Origin of the sequence: Arthrobacter horti, from assembly GCF_030731045.1 — a bacterium.
GTDB classification, from domain to species: Bacteria; Actinomycetota; Actinomycetes; order Actinomycetales; family Micrococcaceae; genus Arthrobacter_E; species Arthrobacter_E nanjingensis.
This window is the reverse complement of the sequence record NZ_JAVALS010000009.1, coordinates 1-20,587: the sequence shown is the minus strand read 5'-3', so window position 1 is coordinate 20,587 and position 20,587 is coordinate 1. Positions and strand designations below refer to the sequence as shown.

20 protein-coding genes are annotated in these 20,587 nt (G+C 69.3%); 7 read left to right on the top strand and 13 right to left on the bottom strand.

Features of this window, described 5'->3' with window-relative positions:
* Positions 1–26: 26 nt before the first annotated feature.
* Positions 27–503, bottom strand: a complete 477-nt coding sequence (locus tag Q9R02_RS12240) for a hypothetical protein (protein ID WP_305996983.1) — start codon at positions 501–503, stop codon at positions 27–29.
* 72 nt (positions 504–575) lie between these two features.
* Here Q9R02_RS12240 and Q9R02_RS12235 point away from each other — a divergent pair, with 72 nt between their 5' ends.
* Together Q9R02_RS12235 and Q9R02_RS12230 are read left to right on the top strand one after the other, a co-directional pair.
* A complete protein-coding gene (locus Q9R02_RS12235; RefSeq protein WP_305996982.1) occupies positions 576–1,712 on the top strand; it encodes a winged helix DNA-binding domain-containing protein in 1,137 nt (378 codons plus the stop codon).
* A 114-nt stretch (positions 1,713–1,826) separates the two neighbouring features.
* Positions 1,827–3,116: a D-alanyl-D-alanine carboxypeptidase family protein gene (locus tag Q9R02_RS12230; RefSeq protein ID WP_305996981.1), complete on the top strand. Its 1,290-nt coding sequence runs from the start codon at positions 1,827–1,829 to the stop codon at positions 3,114–3,116.
* Positions 3,117–3,184: 68 nt separating this feature from the next.
* Here the strand turns inward: Q9R02_RS12230 and Q9R02_RS12225 are convergent, their stop codons facing one another.
* From Q9R02_RS12225 to Q9R02_RS12170, 12 genes are all read right to left on the bottom strand, one after another.
* Positions 3,185–4,330, bottom strand: a complete 1,146-nt coding sequence (locus tag Q9R02_RS12225; protein ID WP_305996980.1) for an aminotransferase class V-fold PLP-dependent enzyme — start codon at positions 4,328–4,330, stop codon at positions 3,185–3,187.
* Positions 4,331–4,465: 135 nt separating this feature from the next.
* On the bottom strand, positions 4,466–5,596 hold the full coding sequence (gene asd / locus Q9R02_RS12220) for an aspartate-semialdehyde dehydrogenase (protein WP_305996979.1): 1,131 nt from the start codon (positions 5,594–5,596) through the stop codon (positions 4,466–4,468).
* 104 nt (positions 5,597–5,700) lie between these two features.
* Positions 5,701–5,928 (bottom strand): NF038396 family protein, encoded by a 228-nt coding sequence (locus Q9R02_RS12215; protein WP_305996978.1) that lies wholly within the window; start codon positions 5,926–5,928, stop codon positions 5,701–5,703.
* Between the two features lie 29 nt (positions 5,929–5,957).
* Entirely contained in the window at positions 5,958–6,518 is a 561-nt protein-coding gene (locus Q9R02_RS12210; protein WP_305996977.1) for a dihydrofolate reductase, read from the bottom strand.
* The gene (locus tag Q9R02_RS12205; RefSeq protein ID WP_305996976.1) at positions 6,515–7,318 is read right to left on the bottom strand and encodes a thymidylate synthase; all 804 of its coding nucleotides are present in this window, start codon (positions 7,316–7,318) and stop codon (positions 6,515–6,517) included. The genes Q9R02_RS12210 and Q9R02_RS12205 overlap by 4 nt, the downstream gene beginning before the upstream one ends.
* The gene (locus Q9R02_RS12200; RefSeq protein WP_305996975.1) at positions 7,315–7,692 is read right to left on the bottom strand and encodes a GntR family transcriptional regulator; all 378 of its coding nucleotides are present in this window, start codon (positions 7,690–7,692) and stop codon (positions 7,315–7,317) included. Before Q9R02_RS12200 ends, Q9R02_RS12205 begins: the two co-directional genes overlap by 4 nt.
* Positions 7,689–9,290, bottom strand: a complete 1,602-nt coding sequence (locus Q9R02_RS12195; protein ID WP_305996974.1) for a hypothetical protein — start codon at positions 9,288–9,290, stop codon at positions 7,689–7,691. The genes Q9R02_RS12200 and Q9R02_RS12195 overlap by 4 nt, the downstream gene beginning before the upstream one ends.
* Before the next feature lie 133 nt (positions 9,291–9,423).
* Entirely contained in the window at positions 9,424–10,050 is a 627-nt protein-coding gene (locus Q9R02_RS12190) for a hypothetical protein (protein ID WP_305996973.1), read from the bottom strand.
* 14 nt (positions 10,051–10,064) lie between these two features.
* Complete coding sequence (locus Q9R02_RS12185) at positions 10,065–11,042, bottom strand: NUDIX hydrolase (protein WP_305996972.1); 978 nt, start codon at positions 11,040–11,042, stop codon at positions 10,065–10,067.
* A complete protein-coding gene (locus tag Q9R02_RS12180) occupies positions 11,042–13,288 on the bottom strand; it encodes an RNA degradosome polyphosphate kinase (RefSeq protein WP_305996971.1) in 2,247 nt (748 codons plus the stop codon). Before Q9R02_RS12180 ends, Q9R02_RS12185 begins: the two co-directional genes overlap by 1 nt.
* Before the next feature lie 55 nt (positions 13,289–13,343).
* Complete coding sequence (gene mshD / locus Q9R02_RS12175) at positions 13,344–14,327, bottom strand: mycothiol synthase (RefSeq protein WP_305996970.1); 984 nt, start codon at positions 14,325–14,327, stop codon at positions 13,344–13,346.
* A 28-nt stretch (positions 14,328–14,355) separates the two neighbouring features.
* On the bottom strand, positions 14,356–15,054 hold the full coding sequence (locus Q9R02_RS12170) for a winged helix-turn-helix transcriptional regulator (RefSeq protein WP_305996969.1): 699 nt from the start codon (positions 15,052–15,054) through the stop codon (positions 14,356–14,358).
* Between the two features lie 209 nt (positions 15,055–15,263).
* Here Q9R02_RS12170 and Q9R02_RS12165 point away from each other — a divergent pair, with 209 nt between their 5' ends.
* The 5 genes from Q9R02_RS12165 to Q9R02_RS12145 all read left to right on the top strand — a co-directional run bounded on the left by Q9R02_RS12165 (position 15,264) and on the right by Q9R02_RS12145 (position 20,420).
* Complete coding sequence (locus Q9R02_RS12165) at positions 15,264–16,157, top strand: permease (protein WP_305996968.1); 894 nt, start codon at positions 15,264–15,266, stop codon at positions 16,155–16,157.
* Between the two features lie 135 nt (positions 16,158–16,292).
* Positions 16,293–16,913 carry a nitrobindin family protein gene (locus Q9R02_RS12160; RefSeq protein WP_305996967.1) on the top strand — a complete coding sequence of 207 codons (621 nt, stop codon included), beginning with the start codon at positions 16,293–16,295 and terminating at the stop codon, positions 16,911–16,913.
* 41 nt (positions 16,914–16,954) lie between these two features.
* Positions 16,955–18,070: a CAF17-like 4Fe-4S cluster assembly/insertion protein YgfZ gene (gene ygfZ, locus Q9R02_RS12155; protein ID WP_305996966.1), complete on the top strand. Its 1,116-nt coding sequence runs from the start codon at positions 16,955–16,957 to the stop codon at positions 18,068–18,070.
* A gap of 209 nt (positions 18,071–18,279) precedes the next feature.
* Positions 18,280–18,888 carry a PadR family transcriptional regulator gene (locus Q9R02_RS12150; RefSeq protein ID WP_305996965.1) on the top strand — a complete coding sequence of 203 codons (609 nt, stop codon included), beginning with the start codon at positions 18,280–18,282 and terminating at the stop codon, positions 18,886–18,888.
* Positions 18,889–18,914: 26 nt separating this feature from the next.
* Positions 18,915–20,420: a DHA2 family efflux MFS transporter permease subunit gene (locus tag Q9R02_RS12145; protein ID WP_305996964.1), complete on the top strand. Its 1,506-nt coding sequence runs from the start codon at positions 18,915–18,917 to the stop codon at positions 20,418–20,420.
* Positions 20,421–20,587 lie beyond the last annotated feature (167 nt).

Sequence of the window (20,587 nt, the reverse complement as noted above, 5' to 3'; positions counted from 1 at the left end):
GATTTCTCAGCACTCGATGCGCCAGCTCAGCGCTCGGGCTCGTCCAGGGAGCACGCCCGGCTGAACAGCAGGTAGCTCAGGGCCGATGAGCAGGCGCCCGTGAGGAACACCTGACTGAACGCGAGGGTCTGGGAAGTCGGCCCGCCGCTCAGGAACAGCCCGATCAGAGTGAACAGCACGGCGCCGAGCAGCATCATGAGGGCTCCGAAGTAGAAGCTGCGGACCATGATGGGGAGCTCGTTGCTGAGGGAGAGCTGCCAGCGCGCAGAGCGGGGCTTGTCCAATGGCTGGGAGAAGACCGCGCAGGCCAGGAACACGATCGAGGAGGCGGACGCCAGGGATCCGATCACCTGGATGACCTGGAGCGTGGAGGACACCTTCAGCCCGGAGGTGATGGCCACGAAAAGGGCGGCGACCATCCCCAGGCACGCCAGCAGCCAGCCGGGCACGGCCAGCAGCCGGCTCAGCAGGCGCATGTTCGGCCAGAGTTCTCCCAGGGTCACAGGACAACTCTATCGGTGCGCTCCACGCCTCCCTGACCCAGGACTGTCACCCGCCGGTTCTATGCTTGCCCCATGCCGCAGACCACCGCTCCCCGGGACATCCCCCGCCTCCGGCTCCTGAGCCACGGGCTCCTGCCCGCGGACGGATTCCCCCGCCCGGAGCTGGAATCCCCGGAGGACGTGGTCCGCTGGATGACGGCCCAGCAGGGCCAGGACTGGTACTCGGTGCCGTGGTCGATCGGGGCGCGCCAGGTGTTCGGCGCGGCCACGTCCGTGCAGGCCCGCGCGGCCTCCGCGGCCGCCGTGCGGCAGGCCTTCCAGGACGGCCGGATCGTCCGTTCCTGGCCCATGCGCGGCACTCTTCACACGCTCCTGCCGGAAGACCTCGTCCTCTTCCACTCCCTCACCTCGGAGCGCCTGATCTCCTCCATGGCCACCCGGCACCGGCAGCTCGGTATCACGGCGGACGACGGCGAGAAGGCCCGCGCCGCCGTCGTCGGCTCTCTGCGGGGCGGAGGGAGCGCCTCCCGTGCCAACGTCTTCGCCGTCCTGGAGGCCGCGGGCCAGGGCACCAAGGCCCAGCGCGGTGCCCATCTGCTGCATCTGCTGTCCATCACGGGCACCCTTGTTCAGGGCCCGATCGACGGCAAGGAGCATCTGTTCGCCCTCCAGGACGAGTGGATCGGGGACCGGCGCCGCGACCTCGCGCCGGAGGCGGCCCTGGACGAACTCCTGGAACGCTACGTCCGCAGCCACGGCCCCGCCACGCTCCGGGACTTCTCCTGGTGGACCGGGCTCACGCTCTCCGCCTGCCGTGCGGCGCGGGAACGCCTCGGCGACCGCCTCAGGGAGTACGACGCCGGCCTCCTCCTGAGCGCGGAGGCGGCGGACTGGCTGGAGGCCCGGGACGGCGTGCCGCTCCCGGGCGCGCGGGCGTTCCACCTGCTGGCCGGCTTCGACGAGTACATCCTCGGGTACACGGACCGCAGCGCCGTCCTGGACGCCGGGCACTTCGAGCTGATCGTGCCCGGCGGCAACGGCATGTTCAAACGCACCACCATGAGTGGCGGCGTGACGGACGGGACCTGGTCCACGGACTCGCGGGGCGCCGTCGTGCTGGAGCCTTTCGCGGTGAACGGCGAGCGGCCCGCACCCCATCGCTCGAGTGAGACGCGGGCCGCGGCCTATCTGAGGTTCATGAACCGCTGATCCTGATCGGTCCGGCGCCCCGGGCGCCCCGATCCCTTGACCGGTGGACACCCCGGGCATAGCCTGCCGAAAGGTACGGGCACTCCGCACCGGACCAGCCTTGGGGGATGTCACATGTCAGCACCTCGCCGTTTCGCCGCGTTTCTCGCTCTCCTCCTCTGCCTGGGGATGATCGGACCACCTGCTCAGGCAGCGGACGACGGCGGTGCGATCGCCGCCGCCTATCAACGGCTGGGCGGGCCGTCCGGACGCCTCGGGCAGCCGCTCAACGCGGTCCGGTGCGGCCTGGTGCGAGGAGGGTGCTACCAGAACTTTCAAGGCGGGGACATCCACTGGTCGGCCGCGTCCGGCGCGCATGCCACCTGGGGCGGGATAGGCGCGCGTTGGGGGCAGCTCGGTTGGGAGGCCGGTCAGCTCGGGTATCCGCTCGCGGAAGAGCACTGCGGTCTGCTGCGCTCAGGGTGCTATCAGGACTTCCAGGGCGGGAAGATCTACTGGTCGCCCACATCGGGCGCCCAGCCCGTCTGGGGCGCGATCCTTCAGCGGTACGCCACACTCGGCTGGGAGAACTCCAAGCTCGGATACGCGGTGAGCGGTGAACACTGCGGACTGCGGGGCGGCGGCTGCTACCAGGACTTCCAAGGCGGGAAGATCTACTGGTCCCCGTCGCTCGGAACCAACCCGGTTTGGGGAGCCATTCTCGGCTACTGGGGCCGGTACGGCTGGGAGAACGGGCCGTTCGGGTACCCGACATCGGCCGAAACCTGCTCGGGCAGCTGCTGGCAGGATTTCTGGGGCGGCCGCATCACGTGGAATCCGAACGCACCGATGTCCTACACCCTGTGGTCCTGGAATCCTCTCATCGCGGTGAACAAGAGACTTCCGCTGAACCCGGTGTCCTATGTGCCGTCCCCGCTGGTGACGGTCGGGAATCAGCAGATGCGCTCCGACGCGGCCGGCGCCCTGCAGAGGATGATCAACGACGCCGCGGCATCCGGCGTCGCCATCACCACCGTGAGCGGGTACCGCTCCTACGACACGCAGTACCAGCTGTATTGGTCCTATGTGGCCCAGTACGGTCAGGCCACGGCGGACACCATCTCGGCACGCCCGGGATTCAGCGAGCATCAGACGGGCCTTGCCATGGACATCGGCAACCCGGACGGGAACTGTGGCCTTCTGGCGTGCTTCCGATACACCCCGGCCGGTGCGTTCGCCGCGGCCAATGCCTGGAAGTACGGGTTCATCGTGCGGTACCCGGATGGGTACCAGCCGGTCACCGGTTACACCTACGAACCCTGGCACCTGCGCTACGTCGGGGCTGACGCCGCGGCCCAGATGCACAACTGGGGGGTTCCCACCCTGGAGCAGTACTTCGCGATCGGGGCGGCACCGGGGTACTGAGCGCCGATGCGCGCACACGGCCCGGGTCCTGGAACAGTCCAGGACCCGGGCCGTGTGCCGTGACGGGTTCAGAGACCCATGCGGTCCAGGGCGGCGCGCAGACGCTCCACGGTGCCGTCCACATCGCCCAGCTTGTCCAGCCCGAACAGGCCCATGCGGAACGTGGAGAACGTCTCGGGCTCACCGCAGTGCAGCGGCACACCGGCGGCGATCTGCACGCCTTCCTCCTTGAAGAGGGCCCCACCGCGCAGCGCCGGGTTGTCCGTGTGCACCACCACGACGCTCGGTGCGGCGAAGGCGGGAGCGGCCACGGACGGCAGGCCGCGCTCGGCCAGCAGCTCGCGGACCCGGCGGCCGAGTTCGGTCTGCGCCGCACGCAAAGCCTCGAAGCCGCGCTCCTGCGTCTGAACCATCTGGGCCAGGTTCCGCACGATCGTATCGGTGGGCATGGTGGCGTGATACGCGGCACCGCCGTTGCGGTAGGCCTCGGAGATGCTCAGCCAGGTCCGCAGATCCGCGGCGAAGCTGGTGGACGGGCGGGACTCCACGATCGCCTGGGCGGCCGCGTTCAGCATGACGTAGCCGACACCGGGGGAGCCGCTCCAGCCCTTCTGCGGCGCGCTGAGCAGGACATCCACGCCCAGCGCCTTCATGTCCACCACCATCGCGCCGGAGGCGATGCAGTCCAGCACCAGGACGCCGTCGACGTCGTGCACCGCGTCCGCGAGGGCGCGAACATACTCGTCCGGCAGGATCATCCCTGCAGCAGTCTCGACGTGCGGCGCGAAGACGACGGCGGGGCGCTGGGTGCGGATCGCATCCACCACTTCGTCGATCGGAGCCGGGCTCCAGGCGGCCTGGTGGGCGTCGCTCTCCGGGCGGGCGGTCAGCACGGTGACGCTCTCGGCGATGGCGCCGGCTTCCAGGATCTGGGACCAGCGGTACGAGAAGAGCCCGTTGCGCACCACCAGTGCATGGCCGCCGGCGGCGAAGTGCCGGGCGACCGCTTCCATCGCGTAGGTGCCGCCGCCGTTGACCACCGCGACGCTGTCCGCGTTGTAGGCGCCGCGGAGGATCTCCAGGGTCTGCTGCATCACGGAGACGAACCGGGCCGACATGTGGTTCAGCGAGCGATCGGTGAAGACCACGGAGTATTCCAGCAGTCCGTCGGGGTCGATGTCCGGGTGGGGCAGTTCAGCAGTGGGAAGGCGCATGACTCAATGGTGGCATGCCGGACGTGGGCGGGGAACACGCGGATCCTCTCAGGGGGATACCGTCGCGTGCCCCGGAACGCGCGCAAGGCGCGAACCCCGGTGGGGCCCACGCCTTGCGTGTGGAACGGTGGAGGCTCAGAGCCGTCCGGTGGCGATGTTCACCATCCGGCGCAGCGGCTCGGCCGCGCCCCAGAGGAGCTGATCACCCACGGTGAAGGCGCTGATGTACTCCGGGCCCATCTCCATCTTGCGGATGCGGCCCACCGGGATGTTCAGCGTGCCGGAGGCCGCCACGGGGGTCAGCTCGCTCATGGACGCTTCCTTCACGTTGGGCACCACGGTGGCCCACTCGTTGTCGGCGTCGATGATCTTTTCGATTTCCTCGACAGAGAGGTCCTCGCGGAGCTTCAGGGTGAGCGCCTGGGAGTGGGAGCGCATGGCGCCGATACGCACGCACAGGCCGTCCATGATGATGCGGTCGGCCTCGGTGGTGCCCAGGATCTTGTTGGTCTCCACCCCGGCCTTCCACTCTTCGCGGCTCTGGCCGTTGCCCAGATCCGAGTCGATCCAGGGGATCAGGGAGCCGGCCAGCGGCACACCGAACTGGGCGGCGTCGACGCCGTCGCGCTGGTGGGCCAGCACCTTGCGGTCGATCTCCAGGATGGCGGAGGCCGGATCGGCGAGCTCACTGCTCACCTCGGCGTTCAGGGTGCCGAACTGGTTGAGCAGCTCGCGCATGTGGCGGGCGCCGCCGCCGGAGGCCGCCTGGTAGGTCATGGAGGTGCCCCACTCGACCAGGCCGTTCTTGAACAGGCCGCCCAGGCCCATGAGCATGCAGGACACGGTGCAGTTGCCGCCGATGTAGTCCTTCACACCGGAGGCCAGACCACGGTCGATCACGTCACGGTTGATCGGGTCCAGGACGATGATCGAATCGTCCTCCATGCGCAGCGTGGAGGCGGCGTCGATCCAGAGACCGTCCCAGCCGCGCGAGCGAAGCTCGCCGTGGACCTGCTTGGTGTAGTCGCCGCCCTGCGCGGTGACGATGATGGGCAGCTTCGCCAGCGTCTCGACGTCGTACGCGTTCTCCAGCTTGCCGGCGCCGTCGGCGAACGACGGCGCGGCACCTCCGGCATTGGAGGTGGAGAAGAACACGGGGTTGATGCTGGCAAAGTCGTTCTCTTCCTGCATGCGGTGCATGAGGACGGAACCGACCATGCCACGCCACCCGACAAAGCCAACGGAGGGCACGGCTGCTGAAGTCATGACCTGATTTTACGGTGTGAGACCGGCAGGTGTCCGCCGGTTACGTCACATGGGGGATGAACGACGGCGCGGGGCGCGCCGGTGATTCCGGCGCGCCCCGTTCGTCACTTGGCGGACTGCTCGGCCTCCAGCGCGGCTTTGCGCTTCTTCAGGGCCCACCAGGAACCGAACACGAACACCTGGGTCACCACCACCAGCACGATCACGCCGGGGATCCGGTTGCCGCCCAGGATCATGAACAGCCCCAGCACGGCCGTCACCAGGCCCAGCAGGGGGAACAGCATGTAGCCCAGGACGAAGAGGACGTCGGAGCGGGACAGGAGGTTCTTCATCAATGCCTTGTCGATTGACGGAGCGCGCCTCAGGCGCGTTCCCAGAGGGTGAAACGGAAACGGGCGCCGCCGGCGGAGGTGAACCAGCCGCCGGCCTCCGGCAGCTCGGCGGTCTGTGTCCAGGACCCGGGGATCCCGGGCGCGTGCGTGTCGCCGTCGACGTCGGAGTCGATCACGGTGACCACGGCGAAGTCCGCGTCCTGGATGCTCAGCCGGAAGATCTCCCCGCCGCCGATCACCCAGCGCAGGCCGTCACCGGCCTCCGCAAAGCCTGCCTCCAGGGAGGGGACGACGACGGCGCCCCCGGCCTCGGGCGTGCCCGCCCAGTCGTGCTGCCGGGTCACCACGATGTTGGTGCGGCCGGGCAGGGGACGGTACTTCGCGGGGAAGGACTCCCAGGTCTTGCGGCCCATGATCACGGGGTGCCCCGTGGTGAGTGCACTGAAGTGCTTCAGGTCCTCCGGCACGTGCCACGGCATGGTGCCGCCGGAGCCGATCACGCCGTTCCCGGTCTCGGCCCAGATCAGGCCGGTGCCCTGCAGGCGGGGGCGGATCCGCTCGGCGAAGTCCGCCGGTTTTGCGCCGGTCATACGGCCACCGGCGCCTTGATGCCGGGGTGGTGCTGGTAGTCCACGAGTTCGAAGTCGTTGAAGTCGTAGTCGAAGATGCTCTCCGGCTTCCGCGTGATCTTCAGAGTGGGGTACGGGAACGGCTCGCGGCCCAGCTGCCGTTCCACCTGTTCCACGTGGTTGTCGTAGACGTGGCAGTCGCCGCCGGTCCAGACGAAGTCACCCACCTCGAGGCCCGCCTGCTGCGCGATCATGTGCACCAGCAGGGCGTAGGAGGCGATGTTGAACGGCACCCCGAGGAACATGTCCGCGGAGCGCTGGTACAGCTGGCAGGACAGCTTGCCGTCCGCCACGTAGAACTGGAAGAAGGCGTGGCACGGCGGCAGCGCCATGTCGGAGATCTCGCCGACGTTCCACGCGGAGACGATGTGGCGGCGGGAATCCGGGTTCTTCTTCAGGTTCTCCATGAGCTCGGCGATCTGGTCCACGTGCTCACCACCGGGGGTCGGCCACGAGCGCCACTGGACGCCGTAGACGGGACCCAGCTCGCCGGCGTCGTCCGCCCATTCGTCCCAGATGGAGACGCCGCGCTCCTGCAGCCAGCGCACATTCGAATCCCCGCGCAGGAACCAGAGCAGTTCCAGCGCCACCGACTTGAAGTGCACGCGCTTGGTGGTGATGAGCGGGAACCCCTGGGACAGATCGAAGCGGATCTGGCGTCCGAAGACGCTGCGTGTCCCCGTGCCCGTCCGGTCCGATTTGTGCGTTCCGTGCTCCATGACGTCGCGCAGCAGGTCCTCATAAGGGGTGGGGATGCTCATGGGTCAAGTCTAATGTGGAGCTCTGACAAGAGTGTCTCGGCAGTGACGCCGTGCACGCGCGCCACTTCCACCAGATGCCCGACGGCGGCGCTCACCTCGGGCGGGAGGCCATCGCTCGCGTCGCAGGCCGCCGGCGTCGTGATGACGCTGCCGCCCCGGCGCGCGGTGCGGATCAGCCCGGCGCCTTCCAGCTCGCGGTAGGCTCGCGCGACCGTCCCGACAGCCAGGCCCAGATCGCCGGCCAGGGCGCGGACCGTGGGCAGCCGGGCGCCGTCCGCCAGGGTCCCGTTCAGGATCATGGCCTCCAGCTGGGAGCGCACCTGCTCGAACGGGGGAACGGGGGAGTCGAGGTCGACTTCGAGGGTGGCGCTCATGCCGGATGCCTTTCGTAGACTCGAGGAGCGGGTGCGGAGGACATGGACGCGGCTGCACTGAACGCCCATAGCAGGATGGCGGCCACCATCAGGAGCGTCGAGGTGATACCGCTCGCGTCGACCATGATGTAGGTCATGCTTCCCTCCGGATCCGTCTGATACATCCGGAACGGCCGGACCGCTTCGAGCAGCGCCATGGCCGAGACGGTCAGGAGCACGGCACCGCCCCAGCAGCTCAGCCGCAGGACATGCGTGCGGGCGAGGCCGGCCGGACCGCCCTCCACACCACGTGAGCCGGGACCCGCCATGATCCGCCGGACGAGGAATGCCGCGGTCAGGACGGCCGTGGCCGCGACGATGACCGCGCCCGTTGTCGCGATGGTGAGGACGCCCAGGGCGCGTCCATCCGGAACCTGCGGTTCCGGCATGTAGGTGCCGGAAGGCGGCGTCAGTGCGGCCAGCCACGAGGCGCCGAGCGCCGCTGCGGTGAGTGCGCCACAGCCGGCGACGACGGTGATGGTCCTCCATCCGAGTGCCAGGGCCCCGGGCGTGCCGGTGGACGGCGTGGTGGTGGGGGTGCGTGTGGCGCAGTACGCGTTCCACAGGAGGCCTGCGAATCCGCCGGCGCACACGATGGCCACAGCCATGCTCCCCAGATCGTTCAGGACCGCCAGCAGTGCCAGCGCGGCCATCACCAGCCCCAAGGGAAACAAGGGGGCCAAAGCCAGCCGGCGCCGGCGCAGGGCCGGGTCCGGGGACGGAACCCCGTGTGACGGCGCCTTGCCGACGGGCCACCACCACATCAGGAGCAGGATCAGGAGGTTCAGGATCACGCCGACGTTGGTATAGGAGGTGGTTCCCGGGGGAGGGACGTCCGCCATGGTCCACGCGGTCGCCCCCAGACCCGCGGCGATGGTGGCCACGGTTCGCAGGAGCCGGTTCATCGACACCGTGCGGAGCGCGGAGTTCTCCTCCCCGGACGGGCCGGTCACCGGGTGACGCCGGGTGATGAGGAGAAGCACGCCCCATGTCCCGAGCAGGAGAGCGAGCCATGCGGCGCCGAGCCAGGCCGCCACGGTCGTGCCGGCCAGGCTGCCGGGCACGGCCGGCAGGGTGTAGGCCTCCGTTGTCACGGCCGGAGTGGCGGGCCGTGCGAGAACCCCGGCCACGGACACGATGGTCACGGCGGCAGCCACGAAGATCACCGCGGTGACGGCGGCGAGCTTCCGGGGCAGGAAGTCCTTCATCCGGCGGACGTGGAGTTCGGCCACACGGACCCGCCGCCGGTTGCCCGGGTAGCTGAGCTGGCCCACGAGGTGTACGGCGAGAACCAGGATGACTGGCACGAACAGCGTCCACGGCGAGACCGGCGGGCCCTGGCCCCGGACCGGCACCTGCCAGAACGTCATGGCCGGCTGCAGCGAGCTGGCGAACCAGCCCACCACGCCCACGGTGCGCGCATGACGGAAGGCGGTGGCCGCCGTCGTGCCTCGCGCGTCCCCGAAGGAGGCATACCGGAACAGCAGGAAGAGCACCGCGATGACGGCCAGGCCCATGCCCAAGGGGGCGAAGGGCGCGAGCTCCTGTGGAATGTACATTCAAGGCCCCCAAATCTTTGTATCAAGTGTTTGACACAAAACCCGGGGCGTCAAGAGCGCTCACGGCCCCCTCCAGCCTCGCAGGCTCGGCCGGAGCCTCTGGCCGTTCTCCTCCGCGTTGCGGAAACGAGGGCTAAAGTCCCGCGGCGTCGAACAATGCCGCGACCTCGCCCGGGCCCAGCCCGGAGACGGCGTCCACCACATCGCCGGTGACCGGCGTGATCTTCCAGCCCTCGCCGTCGCGCTCCAGACGGTAGGAGCTGCTGCGCTCGCGGGTGGACACCGTGGCGGTGGCGACGTTGCCCGGGCGCTCCTCCTCGTGCTGGTGCAGCACGGAGACGGCGATCTGGGAGGTGGTCAGCTCCTCCGGGACCGGGGTGGCGAACCAGGTGTTCAGGATGCCCGGCTGCAGGAGCAGGCGCAGCCCGTCCGCCTCCACCAGCACCACGCGGGACGGCTCACCGTCGCCGTCGATCCGCAGGCTGATCCACAGCTTCCCCTCGCCGAGGGCGTGGGCCACGGTGGACGCCGGGCCGCCGATGCCCAGGCCCTGCTCGCCGGGTTCCACGAAGCCGCGGGCCGCCAGGCCGGACAGCCCCACCTGTGCCAGCGTCTCGTCGCTCACCCAGCCCTCGGCCTCCAGCGCCTCAACAGAGCGGGCATGGCCCGGCCCGTCGAAGCTGCTCAGCAGGAAGGTGAGCTCGGCGAGTCCGAAGCCGACGGGCTCCGGTGCCTGCTCGGTGGTGGGGTTCTCAGTCATCAGGTCTGTCCTGTTCAGTCGTCGTAGGGCCGGTACTGCTCCACGGCCACCACGGTGGCGCGGGAATCGCGGGCCACGTGAAGCACGATGGCCTCGCCCGGGGCCAGGTAGGGGTCCTGCTCGGGGAGCAGGTCGATCAGCTCACCGTTCATGTGGATGGAGAGTTGCTTCAGGATGGTCGGGAGTGTCGGCCGGTGCACGCACACGGCGGAGGACACCCCCTTGTCGAACACGGCCTCGATGGCCGCCGCGGTCTTCTGCGGCTTGCGGTCATGGCTGTGCTCGGTCAGGGCGTCCACCAGCTTGACCTTCGCCTGGCTGGCCTTCACATAGGGGGCGATCGTGGAGACGCACCGCTTCCACGGGCTGCTCACCACGCGCTCGGGGGCCCACGCGCTCAGCAGCCGGCCCACGGCCTGCGCCTGCCGGAGCCCGGACGCGGCCAGGGGGCGGTCGCCTTCCCCCTTGGTCCACGACGCGCGGGGCTTGGCCTTGGCGTGCCGGACCACCACCAGCGGCCAGGTGTCCAGGGCGTCGGCCTCGAAGGCGTCCACGAGCGCGGTCAGGGGCGCCTTGTCCGAGACGTTGCTCAGCAGCCCGAGCGCCCGCTCCGGCGAGCACCACAGGACTGCGTCCACCTCCTTGCCGTCCGCCTTGGCCTTGGTGCTCTGGGCGTTCACGGCCCAGTAGTGCACCACTTTCAGGCCGGCCTTCACCCGGTAGTGAATGGGCGGCAGCGGGATGCCCAGCGGCTCGGTGAGCCCGATCTCCTCCCAGATCTCCCGGGAGGCGCACTCCGGGATGGTCTCCCCGGGGTCGAGCTTGCCTTTCGGCCAGGACCAGTCGTCATAGCGCGGGCGGTGGATCAGCAGGACTTCCAGCTCGCCCCGCGTCATCCGCCAGGGGATGCCCCCTGCGGCGGTGACGGCGATCGGCTCGCCGGGATGCTCGCTCTGATCCGCGACCGGCTGGTCGGCGTATGCACCGGGCATCAGCGCAGGGAGCCCGCAGAGCGCTGACGGGAGCGGGAGGCGAGGAGCCACGACTGGATGTCCAGCAGCGGGGAGCCGTCCTCCGCCAGGTGGTGCCGTTCCCATTCGCCCTGGTTGTCCAGGTGCCAGCTGGCCGTGGCCGGGTCCACGTAGCGGTTCATCAGCTCGATGATCTCGCGGACGTCGTCCTGGTTGTTCAGCTGGACCAGGGCCTCCACGCGGCGGTCCAGGTTGCGGTGCATCATGTCGGCCGAACCGATGAACACCACCGGGTCACCGTCATTGGCGAAGGTGAACACGCGTGAGTGCTCCAGGAAGCGGCCCAGCACGGAACGGACCGTGATGTTCTCGCTCAGGCCGGGGACGCCGGGGCGGAGCGAGCAGATGCCGCGGACGATCACGTTGACCTCCACGCCGGCCTGGGAGGCGCGGTAGAGGGAGTCGATGATCGCCTCGTCCACCATGGAGTTGACCTTGATCTGGACCTTGGCCTTCTTACCGGCGCGGGCGTTCGCGATCTCCTGCTCGATCCGCTCGATCAGGCCGCTGCGCACGGAGCGCGGGGCCACCAGGAGCCGCTTGAAGGTGGACTTGGGGGCGTATCCGGAGAGCTGGTTGAACAGCTTGGACAGGTCCTCGCCCACCTGGTGATTGGCGGTGAGCAGGCCCAGGTCTTCGTAGTACCGGGCCGTGCGCGGGTGGTAGTTGCCTGTGCCGATGTGGCAGTAGCGGCGGATGCCGTCCGACTCCTGCCGCACCACCAGGGACAGCTTGCAGTGGGTCTTCAGACCGACGATGCCGTACACCACGTGCACGCCGGCCTGCTCCAGCTTGCGGGCCCAGGAGATGTTGGCCTGCTCATCGAAGCGGGCCTTGATCTCCACCAGCGCCAGGACCTGCTTGCCGGCCTCCGCCGCGTCGATCAGAGCGTCCACGATGGGGGAGTCGCCACTGGTACGGTACAGGGTCTGCTTGATGGCCTGGACCTTGGGGTCCGAGGCGGCCTGCTCCAGGAACGCCTGCACGGAGGTGGAGAAGGAGTCGTACGGGTGATGCAGGAGGATGTCGCGACGGCGCATGGCTGCGAAGACGTTGGCCGCCTTGGACGTCTCGGACTCGTTCAGGTAGCGGGAGGTGTGCGGCACCTGCTTGGGGTAGTGGAGGTCCGCCCGGTCGATGCCCGCGATGACGGACAGGCCGCGCAGATCCAGGGGTGCCGGGACGGACACCACCTCGGACTCATCGATGCTGAGTTCGCGCACCAGCAGCGCCAGCACGGCCGGGTTGATGTCCGTGGTGACCTCGAGGCGGACGGGCGGGCCGAAACGACGGCGCAGCAGTTCCTTCTCCAGGGCCTGCAGGAGGTTCTCCGCGTCGTCCTCCTCGACCTCCACGTCCTCGTTTCGGGTGACGCGGAAGGTGTGGTGCTCCACCACTTCCATGCCGGGGAACAGCTGGTCCAGATGGACCGCGATGACCTCTTCCAGCGTGATGAAGCGGGCCACGCGTCCCGGGATGGCGCCGGCGCGCGGGCCGTCGACGGCGATCAGGCGGGGCAGCTGATCCGGCACCTTCACACGGGCGAAGAGCTCCTTGCGGGTGACGGGGTTGCGCACCACCACGGCCAGGTTCAGGGACAGGCCGGAGATGTACGGGAACGGGTGGGCGGGGTCCACGGCCAGCGGGGTCAGGATCGGGAAGACCTTCTCCGTGAACAGCGTGCTGATGCGGTGCTGGGCCTCCTGGTCCAGATCGGCCCAGTGCATGAGGTGGATGTGCTCATACGCCAGGGCGGGCCGGACCTGCTCGGCGAAGACCCGGGCGTGCCGCTCCTGCAGGGCGCTGGCCGCCTCGCTGATCTGGGCCAGGACCTCCACGGGGCTCAGGCCCGCAGGGGAGGGAACGGCCAGACCGGTGGCGATGCGCCGCTTGAGGCCTGCCACGCGGACCATGAAGAACTCGTCCAGATTGGACGCGAAGATGGACAGGAAGTTGACGCGCTCCAGCAGGAACAGGTCCGGGTCCTCGGCCAGTTCCAGCACACGGGCGTTGAAACTCAGCCAGGACAATTCACGGTCCAGGAAGCGGTCCGGGCTGATGTCGCCCTCCGGCAGGAGGCTGGGCTCCTCGAACTCCGGCAGTTCGATGCGGTCCTGGGTGGCCCGGGCCGCATTCACCTCGGACGTGCCGAGGCGGGAAGCGGCCCTCCCCAGAGTTCCCGTGGATGTCCCGTTGTCGCTGCTCATGCCAGACTCCTTACCCTGCAGTGGCTCCGCACTCAACCTTAGCGAATGAAAGCTCTCAGTCGGCCGGGTTCTTCCGGTACATGACATCGCTGTCCCAGTGGGTGAATCCCAGCCCCTCGTAGAGCCGGACGGCCGGTGCGTTGTCCGCCTCGGTGTACAGCACCACGGTGCTCGCACCACGGCTGAGCAGGTGCTTCACCCCGTGCCTCGTGAGCACCTTGCCCAGGCCCTTGCCCTGGGCGTGGGGGAGCACACCCACCACGTACACCTCGCCGTGGGCAGCGTGCCCGGGCAGTGCCGGATGCATCTTGGTCCAGTGGAAGCCGGCGATCCGGTCCTCGGCGTCCACCGCCAGGAAGAAGCCCGCCGGATCGAACCACGGCTCCGCCAGGCGTTCCTGCAGGTCGTTCAGCGTCAGGGCGCCCTGTTCCGGGTGGGAAGCGAAGACCTCCGCGTTCGCGGCCAGCCAGGCCTCCTCGTCCTGTCCCGGGACGAAAGTGCGGATCGTGTACCCGGCCGGCAGCGCGTCGTCGTCCGCCGTGGCCGCGGCCGGCGTGCTCAGCCGCATCCGCCACAGCTCGCGGGCCTTGGAAAGTCCGAAGTGGCGCGCCAGGTCCTCGGCGGCGGCGGAGTCTCCGTGGGACCACGCCTGCACGCCGTCCAGCGTGCCGCGGGCGTCCAGGACGTCCTGGGCCAGGCGCAGGCCTGCGCCGAGGTTCCGGTAGGACGGGTGCACGGCCATCTCCAGGACACTCTCGCCGCCCTCGCCGACCAGGACCGCGAAGCCCGCCAGGAGGGACTCCAGGGGTTTGTCCTCCTCGGTGAAGGGGTCCTCCGGGGCGAAGAGGGCGTGCACGGACACCTGCTGGCCGGGGTTGCCGCCGGTGCGCAACGCGATGACCGACTGCTCCGAGACGGTGGGGGTCCCGTCGGCCGCCTCCGCCGCCCTCAGAAGGTCCTGCGCCTCCGCGAGGACGTCGTGCTCCAGGGGCGCAGGAAAGCGGTGGACCGGCCAGTGGGAGGCGTTCGCGCTAGTCATGGCTCAAGGGTGCCACGAAGTGGGGTCTTCACGCCTGTGCGGGCTGCTCGTCCGGTTCGCGCGTCATCGTGAGGCGGTAGCCCACATTGCGGACGGTGCCGATCAGGGTCTCGTGATCCGGGCCCAGCTTGGCCCGCAGGCGCCGCACGTGCACGTCCACGGTGCGGGTGCCGCCGTAGTAGTCGTAGCCCCACACCTCGGTGAGCAGCTGCTGCCGGGTGAACACGCGGCCCGGGTGCTGAGCCAGGTATTTCAGGAGCTCGAACTCCTTGAACGTCAGGTTGAGGGCCTCGCCGTTGATGCGGGCGGTGTAGCTCGCCTCATCGATCACGACGCCGGACGCCCGGATCTCCGTGCCGGCCTCCTCCTCGGAGCCGGTGCCGCGGGCCAGTGCCAGGCGGATGCGCGCCTCCACCTCCGCGGGCCCGGCGGACTCCAGGACCACGTCGTCCACGGCCCATTGGGAGGAGATGGCCGCCATGCCGCCCTCGGTGAGGATCAGCAGCAGCGGCACGGAGAGGCCCGTGGCCTTCAGCAGCTTGGTCAGGGAACGGGACCCCACCAAGTCCTTGCGGGCGTCCAGGAAGATGATGTCGCAGGGCTCCGTCTCCAGGAGCGCCGTGGGCTCGGCCGGCAGGATGTGGATCCGGTGATTGAGCAGCTCAAGGGCCGGCAGGATGTCCACCGAGGAATCGGTGCTGTTGGTCAAGAGCAGTAGTTGCGACATTGTCCCCTCCATCGATCGGGAGCGCGTCGTCGAGCCTGATGCTCCAGTATATCGAGCGGCCCTGCGGACCGAGTTGCCCGCGTCACACACCTCGACGAGGGCTGTTGACCGGCGCGGGATGGGCGCCCGGGGCGGGGATGGGGCAGGATGGCAGTGTGAGCCCAGATCCAGACAGGTCAGAGCCTGACAGTCCCGACCCGGACCGCCCCGTGCAGGAAGGCCCCGAGCAGGACGGCCCCGTGCCGGACGCGGAGGAACCCCGCGCCGGAGAGGCGGCGCCGCACTCCGACGACGCCGACTTCACCCTCCTGAGCACCGGAACCGCCGGCCACGGGGCCACGGACGCCGTGGCGGGGAGATCCTCCGGGCACGGCTACCTGACGGTGGGCCTGGCCTCGCTGGCGTCGCTCGCCGTGTTCGGCACCGTCCCATGGGCCGGGACGCTCACCCAGGTGACCGTCTGCATCCTGCTCGCCGCGCTCTTCGGCTTCGCCTGGCCGCAGTACCTCGCCATCCCCGCCCGCAAGACCCTGGGCGGGATCATCGCCGCCGTCGGCGCCCTCGCCGTGGTGGGGGCCGCCGTCGTGCCCGGCCCGGGCTTCATGGCCTGGTCCGCCCCGCTCATCGCCCTGGGTCTCATGGCTGTCCTGCTGGTCGAGCTGATCCGGGGCACCGGCCAGCCCCAGCGGCTGGAATCGACCTTCGGCGCCAGCGCCGGCGTACTGCTGGCTGCGCTGGGCGCCGGCTGGGTGGCGAACGTCCGCCTGGGCGGGCTGCGCGACATGATCGTGATCGTGGTGGTGTGCGCCGCCGTCGCGGTCGCCGTGGGGCTCATCCGGTGGCCCGACCGCATCGTGGCGCCCCTCGCCGTCGTATTGTCCGTGCTGGTGGGACCGCTGGTGGGATTCTTCGACCCGTACGTGGCCGCCCTGCCCAGTGCACTGCTGGGCCTGGTGGCCGGACTCCTGGTGGTGTGCTTCCGCCGGCTCATCACGTTCCGGGTCCACCACGCCTCCCTGGTGGGGGCCGTGGCGCTTGGCCTGGGGCCCATTCTGGCGCTCGGCAGTGTGGGCTACTTCGTGGGCAAGCTGCTCCTGGTCTGATGTGGGTAGGATGAAGCCATGTCGACCCTTGGTTTTGAAATCCTGTTCCTGGTCCTGCTCAGCATCGCCGGGATCTCCATGGCCTGGTTCGCCGGTTTCGTCGTGTACCGCCTCTTCCAGGGCCAGAAGTAACCCGTGCCCATCGAAATCCCCAGCGACCTCACCCCGGAGCTGGTCCCGCTCTCCTGGCTGATCGGTGACTGGGAGGGGCGCGGCCGCCTCGGCACGGGCGAGGAGGGCTCCGAGCACTTCGTGCAGCGGGCCACCTTCGCCCACAACGGCCTGCCGTACCTGCAGTACCGTGCGGAGAGCTGGCTGTGCGACGACGAGGGTGCCATTCTGAGGCCGCTCACCGTGGAGATGGGCTTCTGGGCACTCGAACGCAAGCTGGTGGAGGCCGACGGTGGCCCCGGCATGGTGCCCGCGGACATGGTCCCGGCGCTCACCACCGCCGATGACGTGGAGAAGCTCCGCAACGAGGACGGCGGCTTCAACATCTCCGTCTCCGTCGCCCACCCGGGTGGCATCTCCGAGCTGTACTACGGCCAGATCAAGGGCCCGCAGATCCAGCTCAGCACGGACATGGTGATGCGCGGCAGCCACTCCAAGTCGTACTCCGCCGCCACCCGCATCTTCGGGCTGGTGGACGGGAAGCTGCTCTGGCGCTGGGACGTCTCCAACGGCCCGGGCGCCGAGGGCGGGGAGAACGGCGGCCTGGAGGCCCACGCCTCCGCCATCCTGAGCAAGCTCTCCTGACCTCCTGGAATAGCCCCCTTGCCGGGAAGGTTGCACTTTTCATGGACTATCTGAGCCTTCTCTTGTCGCGCCCTGGAGCAGTCGCCGGCGGTGGCGTGGACGCCGCCGTGGCCGCCCACTACGGCCAGCCACTGAAGGAACAGCGCGCGCTGGCGGACGGTCGCGCCGTCGTCGACCTCTCCCACCTGGGTGTGGTGACCGTGAGCGGCCCGGACCGCCTGTCGTGGCTGGACACCCTGTCCTCGCAGCGCGTCAACGGGCTGGCCGCCGGCCAGTCCTCCCAGCTGCTCCTGCTGGACATCCAGGGGCGCATCGACTTCGACATCCGTCTGGTGGACGACGGCGCCACGGCCTGGCTGATCGTGGAGCCCGGCCTTGCCGCGGGGCTGGCGGAGTTCCTGGAGCGGATGCGCTTCATGCTGCGCGTCGAGGTGGCGGACGTGAGTGCCGCATGGGCCGTGGTGGCTGCGACGGCGGACGTGCCGGCCTTCGACGGCCTGGCGGCCTGGCGTGACCCGTGGCCCGAGGTGGGTGCCGGCGGATTCTCCTACGCCGTGGTCGAGACCGAACGCCACCCCGGCCGCGAACGCCCCTGGACCGAGTGGCTCCTGCCGCAGGACGAACTGGATTCCCGCACCGAAGGCCTGGAACTCGCCGGCATGATGGCGGCCGAGGCGCTGCGTGTGGCCGCGTGGCGGCCCCGGCAGGGTTTCGAGACGGACAACCGTGCCATCCCACACGAGCTGGACCTGATCCGCACCGCCGTGCACCTGGCCAAGGGCTGCTACAAAGGCCAGGAGACCATCGCCCGGGTGCACAATCTGGGGCACCCGCCGCGGCGCCTGGTCTTCCTGCAGCTGGACGGCTCCCAGCACACCCTGCCGGCGCTGGACAGCCCCGTGACCCTGGACGGGCGGACCGTGGGCCGGGTGAGCAGCGTGGCCCAGCACTACGAGATGGGCCCCATCGCCCTGGCTCTCGTGAAGCGCACCGTGGACCCCACGGCCGTGCTGACCATCGTGGATTCCACCGGCTCCCAGGACACCGAGGGCAACCCCGTGGTGGAGGAGTACGTGGCCGCGCAGGAGATCATCGTCGCCCCGGATGCCGGCCAGGTGGTCGGGCGCCAGAGCGGATTCCTGCGCCCGCCGCGCTGAGCGTGGCCGCTTCCTCCGGCCCGGCTGCCGTCCGGGGCCGTCGGCCGAGCCTGATCCCGTCTTGACATCCGCCACCCAGGCGAATGTGGCGCGGATCTCCGCGCCCGACTATTCCATGTGGAATAGTCGGCATGGAATGATGGTTGTTCTCCGTGCGGGGCGTCGGCCCCGCGGATCCCGCAAACCCTGACTGACGGAATCGGGCCACCATGACAGCACCCTCTCTGACGCCTCTCAGTCTGGCCGCCCTCGGCCTGCTGCGGGAGAAGCCGCGTCACCCCTACGAGATGTACCAGACCCTGGTCTTCCGGGGCGAGGACCGCATCGTCAAGGTCCGCCCCGGCACCCTCTACCACTCCGTCGCGCGACTCGCCGAACAGGGATTCGTGGAGGAGGACGGCGTGGAACGGGACGGGAACCGCCCGGAACGCACTGTCTACCGCATCACCCTGGCCGGGGTGGAGGCGCTCGGGGCCGCCCTGGAGGAGATGCTCGGCGAGTCCGGCACCACCTTCCCGCCGTTCCCGCTGGCCCTCGCCGAGGCGCACAGCCTTCCAGCGGGGCGCGTGGTGGAGAAGCTCGGGAACCGCATCCAGGGACTCCACGAACGCCTGGCCGAGTACGAACTCCTGCGGAACGCCGCGCTGGAACGTGAGGTTCCGCGGGCGTTCTGGATCGTCGTCGAATATCAGCAGCATCTGCTCGAGGCGGAGGCCGACTGGCTGAGCGGCCTGGTGGAGGAGATCCGCACCGGCTCGCTCGACATCAACCCCTGCACCCAAGCTCATTCCGCAGGCACCGGCACTCCGGTGGCCTGACCAGCACACTCTGAAAGGTCCTTCACGTGGAACAGATCGCCCGACCCTGGCCAGCACTCTGGTCCTTGGTGATCGGCTTCTTCATGATCCTGGTGGACAGCACGATCGTGAACGTGGCCAACCCCAAGATCATGGAAGGCCTCAACACCGACATCAACTCGGTCATCTGGGTGACCAGCGCCTACCTGCTCTCCTACGCGGTGCCGCTGCTCATCACCGGCCGTCTGGGTGACCGCTTCGGCCCCCGCAACCTCTACCTCACGGGCCTGGCGGTCTTCACCCTGTCCAGCCTCTGGTGCGGCCTCTCCGGCGACGTCGGGATGCTGATCGCGGCCCGCGCCGTCCAGGGCTTCGGCGCCGCCCTCATGGCGCCGCAGACCATGGCCGTCATCACTCGCATGTTCAAGCCGGAGGAGCGCGGCTCCGCCATGGCCCTCTGGGGCGCCACGGCCGGCGTCGCCACGCTGGTGGGCCCGCTGCTCGGCGGCGTGCTGGTGGACAGCCTGGGCTGGGAGTGGATCTTCTTCGTCAACGTGCCCGTGGGCATCATCGGCTTCCTCGCCGCCATCCGCTTCGTCCCGAAGCTCCAGACGCACCGCCACCGCTTCGACTGGATCGGCGTGCTCCTGAGCGCCGTCGGCATGTTCCTGCTGGTCTTCGGCCTGCAGGAGGGCCAGAGCTACAACTGGGGTACCGTCACCGGCGGGATCACCGTGTGGGGCCTCATCATCGCCGGCGTGGTGGTGCTGGCGCTGTTCGTCGCGTGGCAGGCCCTGTACCAGAAGCGTTTCAAGGGTGAGCCCCTCATGCCCCTGGACCTCTTCCAGGACCGCAACTTCAGCCTCGCCAACCTGGGCATCAGCCTCATGGGCTTCACCATCGCCTCCATGATGCTGCCGCTCATCTTCTACATCCAGATGGTCCGTGGCCTGACACCCACGGAGTCCGCACTCCTCATGGCGCCGACCGCGGTGGTCTCCGGTGCGCTGGCCCCGCTGGTGGGCAAGTGGATCCCGCGCATGAACCCCAAGGTGATCATCCCCGTCGCGTTCGCGCTCATGTCCGCGTCGCTGTTCATCTACGCCTCCCTCACCAACCCGGACACCCCCGTGCTCATGTACCTGATCCCCGCCGCCATCATGGGCGTGGCCAGTTCCGGCATCTGGGCGCCCATGAGCGCCACCGCGCTGCGAGACCTGCCTCCGCGTCAGGCCGGCGCCGGTTCGGGCATCTACAACTCCACCCGCCAGGTGGGTGCGGTCCTCGGTTCCGCGGCCATCGCGGCGCTGATCCAGGCCCGGTTGTCGGTCGAGCTGCCCCACGCCCCGGGCGGCCAGGGTACGCCGAGCGGCGAGATGGCCACGGGAGTCCTGCCGCAGTTCCTGCACGCGGGCTTCTCCACGGCCATGTCGCAGGCCATCATCCTGCCGGCCTGCGCGGTGCTGATCGCGGCCGTCGCCACCCTCTTCTTCATCCGGCCGACGGCCACCGCCCCGGCCGCGCCGAAGCAGGAGAAGGTCACCACGGACTGACGTCCACACCCCTCGCGAGAGTGCAGCTGATGCCGCTAAAACCAGGGCGAGTTCAGAAGGTTAGCGCAACACCCTGATGGTGGAGGGTGTGCGTGGCGAAGAAGATCGCGTGGGAGGTCCGGGCGGAGGCGTATCACCGCTTGTTGGCGGGTGAGTCCGTGCTGGGT